This window comes from Novosphingobium sp. CF614 (assembly GCF_900113255.1).
Lineage (GTDB): Bacteria > Pseudomonadota > Alphaproteobacteria > Sphingomonadales > Sphingomonadaceae > Novosphingobium.
Map to the genome: position 1 here is coordinate 1 of NZ_FOOR01000048.1, position 4,344 is coordinate 4,344.

Sequence of the window (4,344 nt, forward strand, 5' to 3'; positions counted from 1 at the left end):
TGCGATATTTTGGTGGGGTAGGCTTGGGCATCGCTGCCCCCTAACGCACTCGATTCGCCCAAGGAATCCCCCAAGCATAATTGCGCAACAAAGCCCTGCGGGTACCTCGACACTTAGCTTCATCGGCTCCACCCTCGATCCATCCACTCAGGAGCTGACGATCGAGGTAACGCCCACCGGCGCCGATCCGTTGTCAGTTATTCTCGATTTCTCGACCGGCGTGACGTCCTATTCCGGAGGCACGACCTCAACCTTGCGGGTGTCTGATACGGATGGGCGCGGCGTGGGTGCGCTCACAGGAGTGTCCGTGGATCCCGATGGCCAGGTCAAGCTGGCGTGGTCGAACGAGGAGACCGAACTTGTAGGCGCCGTCGCAATCGCCGATTTTCGCGACCAGCAGCAACTCGAATCGATCGGAAACGGCCGGTACATCTATGCCGGGAGTGGTCAGAGGCGCGTTCTTGCAAGCGGCACTGACGGGATTGGCACGATCGTTTCAAAGCAGCTCGAAGCGTCCAATGTCGATCTCTCGCAGGAGTTCGGCGACCTCATTCTCATCCAGCGCGGCTTCCAGGCCTCGAGCCAGGTCGTCAGCGTTTCGAACGACATGATTCAACAGCTCTTTGGCATCAGAGGGCAGGGTTGACGAGGGTGCAGCGCGAATGGTTGCCAGATGGGGCATTGACGCCCGTACGGGTGTCGTCAGCCTGCGCGGCGGTTCTTGACGCGTGGCGGAAGCGCTGGTTCGTGGCCGAGGCGGGCAGGCTGACGTTGAATGAAAGCCCTGGAGATCGTCCGGGCCGCTCCAGCTGGATCGCCGCATACGATACTGCGGGCCTGAGCCTGTCGCTCAACGATGAAGCCCGAAAGGCGCTTCACCAGGCTTTGTTGGGGGCGCTCCCGGACGGTGCGGATATCTCGCAGGCCGACCGACTGGCAATCCAAGGGCTCGAACGGGCCGTCATTGACGATCTCGGGGTGCAGTTGTCTCGCCTCGCGGATGTGCGGACCGTCGGATCGGCTTCCCATCTCAATTTCAATATCCAGGTCTCGGGGACATCGCTCCTGAGGCTGTCCGCCAGGATGGACTGGCTTGTCAGGCTGGTCCGGTTGGACTTGACGGTCGCGACGACGGCGCATCCCAGGCAGGCCATGGTTTCGCTTAAGACGGCATTGGAGAGCTGCCGGGTTTCGATTGAAGCCGAACTGGGCTCGGCCCAAATCGAGATGAAGGAACTGGCCGATCTGGTCGCAGGCGATGTGGTCGTGCTCGATCGTGGTGTCGGAATGCCTCTCGACCTGCTCCACGTGGACAGTGGCATGCGGGTGGCACATGGCGTCTTGACCGACGCGGGCGGGCACAATGCAGTCAGGGTAACGAATTGAAAATGGAAGAAAATACGTGACGGCATCGAAAGAATCTCGGAACCTGGGGAACGGGAATGCGCGCCCGCAGGTGGTGCCGCTGAACCAGGAGTTGCTCGGACACGTTCGTGTGCGCCTTTCCGCGCGGCTGGGACAAGGGGAGGTGACGGTGGCCCGGCTCATGAGCCTGGCAAAAGGCGATGTCGTCGTCCTCGAGGCCAGCCTCGCCGACGCCGTCGATTTATATGTGGCGGATGCGCTTGTCGCGCGCGGAGAAATCGTCGCGGTTGGAGACAACTACGGCGTGCGCATTACCGAGATCGCGTCCGTCGAATGATGCTTCGTCCTGGACCGGTCGTAGTCCGGGGTGGTCTGTTCCTGGTTGCGATGACATCGAGCTTTGCGGCTTGTGCCCAGACCCTGGGCCAGGCGCCGGACGACGGAGTTTCGATCGTGCGTGTCGTCTTTGCTCTCATCCTTTGCCTGCTGCTCGCCGGAGCGGGTGCGCTTGCCATTCGATACCGGATGAACGGGGGTATCGGGACCCAGGGCTTCGCTCAGGGTGCCCGCCGTCTTGCAGTGATCGAGAGGATTCGCCTGTCCCCCCAGGTTGGCCTTTGCCTCGTGCGGCTCGATCAGCGTGAGTTCCTGGTGACATTCACGCCCACCGCCGTTCTGTCGATGCAGCAAATCACACCGGGTGAACCGATTGAAACAGAGGCCGGCGATGCCGACGGCGCGTCATGAAGTGGCGCGCTGCGGCATCAGCAACCGCTCTGCTGTCGCTGGCTCTGGTGCACGGCGTGGGGCTTGCCGCGACACATGCAGCTTCCGTCGCATCTGCGGGTGTGTCCGCGGCCGGTGGACCATTCGGGCTTGGCAGTGCCGACAATGCCTTGCGCATTGGGCTCGTCGTCGCACTAATCGCTTTGGTGCCATCGATCCTCATCGCCACGACTTGCTTCGTGCGGATCGTCGTTGTGCTCTCGATGATCCGCCATGCGTTCGGTATGCCAGAAACACCGCCCACCCAGGTTCTCGTCAGTCTCGCGCTTTTTCTGACTGCCTTCACCATGGCGCCGACTTTCGATGCAGTGAACCAGAAGGCTCTGCAACCGTTTCTCGACGCCGAGCTGACCACGCGCGAAGCCGTTGATGCTGCCTCTGGGCCGATGCGCGACTTTATGCTGCGCCAGGTCCGGGACGAGGACATCAAGGCGGTCTACGACATGGCGCGCAAACCCCTGCCCGCCCGGGCGCAGGATGCGTCCCTCGTCCAGCTAATTCCGGCCTTCATGCTCGGCGAACTGCGCATAGCCTTTCGGATCGGCTTTGTGGTCCTGCTTCCGTTTCTGCTTATCGACTTGGTCGTCTCCAGCATCCTCCTCGCGCTCGGCATGCTGATGGTCCCGCCAACGACACTGTCGCTGCCGATCAAGATTCTTATGTTCGTGCTGGTCGATGGTTGGAGCCTTGTCCTGCTGGGCGTCGTGGGGAGCGTGCATTAGCGTTGGCGAGCGTGAGCGGAACCGACAGTGCGCCGGGCGCGATCTTGGGGGAGGAGGCATCTCTCTGGGCAGCACTGCGTGGATCGCAGGACCAGCCCGCACGCGAACGGTTGTTTTTGCTGCATCACGCTTTCGCCAGGGCGATCGCGCGCCGACATTATCGTGAGCGCACGCGCGGTGATCTTGAACCGGCCGACCTTGATCAATATGCGTTCGAGGGCCTCTTGGAGGCCATCGAACGCTATGACCCGGATCGCGGCGTACCGTTCAGGGCATTTGCCTCGCGCCGGATATCGGGCAACGTCGTCGACGGGATAGGCAAGGCCAGCGAAATGCGCGAGCAGTTGTCCTGGTCGCGCCGGATGCGCCAGGACAGGGTCCGTTCGCTCAGCGTGGGAAATACCGAGCAAAGCGAAAGCGCGCTAGATGCGCTGGCCGAACTGGCAGTCGGTCTTGCGCTGGGCTTCATGCTCGAGGATTCCGGTCTGTTCGGCAGTACCGGGGAGGATTGTGACCAGTCGATGGGCACAGCGCCCCACGCCTGGCAGAGCCTTGCCTGGGGGGAAATGAAGGACTTGCTCGTGCAGGAGCTTGCCGGCATCGGCTCTCGCGAGCAGACGATACTGAAGTGCCATTATATGCAGGGGATGGCATTCGAACAGATTGCGTCGCTGCTCGGCATCAGCAAGGGGCGGATTTCACAATTGCATCGTGGAGCGCTGGCGACGTTGCGTAAACGTATGGCGGTCCGGGGACATTTCCGGCTGGAACGGTAGGAGTAGTACGGCACTCATGAGTACGAAATCACTTTGTCCGGATGAGGACATGCACGTGCTGGTGACCCTCGTCGATTCTGACGAGGTGGCCGGTCTCGTACGCCTTCGTGATCTGCTTGTCGTCTGGCCCGGCGATCCGCGGCTTCACTTTCTGGACGGGTCGCTCAAGGCTTCGAACCGAGACTACGCGGCGGGTGCGACCGCAATGCGCCGGGCGCTCGACATTGCGCCGGACTACCAACTTGCCCGCTTTCAGCTTGGCTTTCTCCAGTTGACGTCGGGCGAGCCCTTCGCCGCCCAGGAAAGCTGGGGGCCGTTGTTCGGGCTGTCTAAAGGCAATTACCTGCGTGTTTTCGTTGAGGGCCTTTGCCACATGATCCGTGACGAATTTTCCGAAGCGACTGTGCTCCTTGAACAGGGGATCGCCCTCAATTCCGAAATCCTTCCCCTCAATCGCGATATGGAACTGATACTGGCTGAACTGCATGATCGCGACCGGCCAGGCGGCACGGGCGAAGCGGCGGGCCAGGAACCGGTCTCGGCTACACAGATGCTGCTTAGACAAGCATCGCTCAAGGCTACCAAGCATTGAAGCGCGAACCTCATCTCGACTTTGTACGTTTAGGTAGCGAAGCACAGTGCCTGCGCCATACGTATGACGCGATTTGTCGGAATATATTGCGGTTCGCGGTGCG

7 protein-coding genes are annotated in these 4,344 nt (G+C 61.3%); all 7 read left to right on the forward strand.

The annotated features are described in order from the left end of the window. A partial coding sequence (locus BM052_RS19100) for a flagellar hook-basal body complex protein (protein WP_143084918.1) occupies positions 1-646 on the forward strand: 646 nt, incomplete at its 5' end. 5 nt (positions 647-651) lie between these two features. Next, positions 652-1,386, forward strand: a complete 735-nt coding sequence (locus tag BM052_RS19105) for a FliM/FliN family flagellar motor switch protein (protein WP_143084919.1) — start codon at positions 652-654, stop codon at positions 1,384-1,386. A gap of 16 nt (positions 1,387-1,402) precedes the next feature. Continuing rightward, positions 1,403-1,702 (forward strand): FliM/FliN family flagellar motor switch protein, encoded by a 300-nt coding sequence (locus tag BM052_RS19110; RefSeq protein ID WP_177198582.1) that lies wholly within the window; start codon positions 1,403-1,405, stop codon positions 1,700-1,702. Next, positions 1,699-2,112: a flagellar biosynthetic protein FliO gene (locus BM052_RS20065; RefSeq protein ID WP_091149452.1), complete on the forward strand. Its 414-nt coding sequence runs from the start codon at positions 1,699-1,701 to the stop codon at positions 2,110-2,112. Before BM052_RS19110 ends, BM052_RS20065 begins: the two co-directional genes overlap by 4 nt. Continuing rightward, positions 2,109-2,873, forward strand: coding sequence for a flagellar type III secretion system pore protein FliP (gene fliP, locus BM052_RS19120; protein WP_091149453.1), 765 nt, complete (start codon positions 2,109-2,111; stop codon positions 2,871-2,873). Before BM052_RS20065 ends, fliP begins: the two co-directional genes overlap by 4 nt. Before the next feature lie 11 nt (positions 2,874-2,884). Further along, a complete protein-coding gene (locus BM052_RS19125) occupies positions 2,885-3,649 on the forward strand; it encodes a sigma-70 family RNA polymerase sigma factor (RefSeq protein WP_177198583.1) in 765 nt (254 codons plus the stop codon). A gap of 49 nt (positions 3,650-3,698) precedes the next feature. After that, entirely contained in the window at positions 3,699-4,241 is a 543-nt protein-coding gene (locus BM052_RS19130) for a tetratricopeptide repeat protein (RefSeq protein WP_091149456.1), read from the forward strand. Positions 4,242-4,344 lie beyond the last annotated feature (103 nt).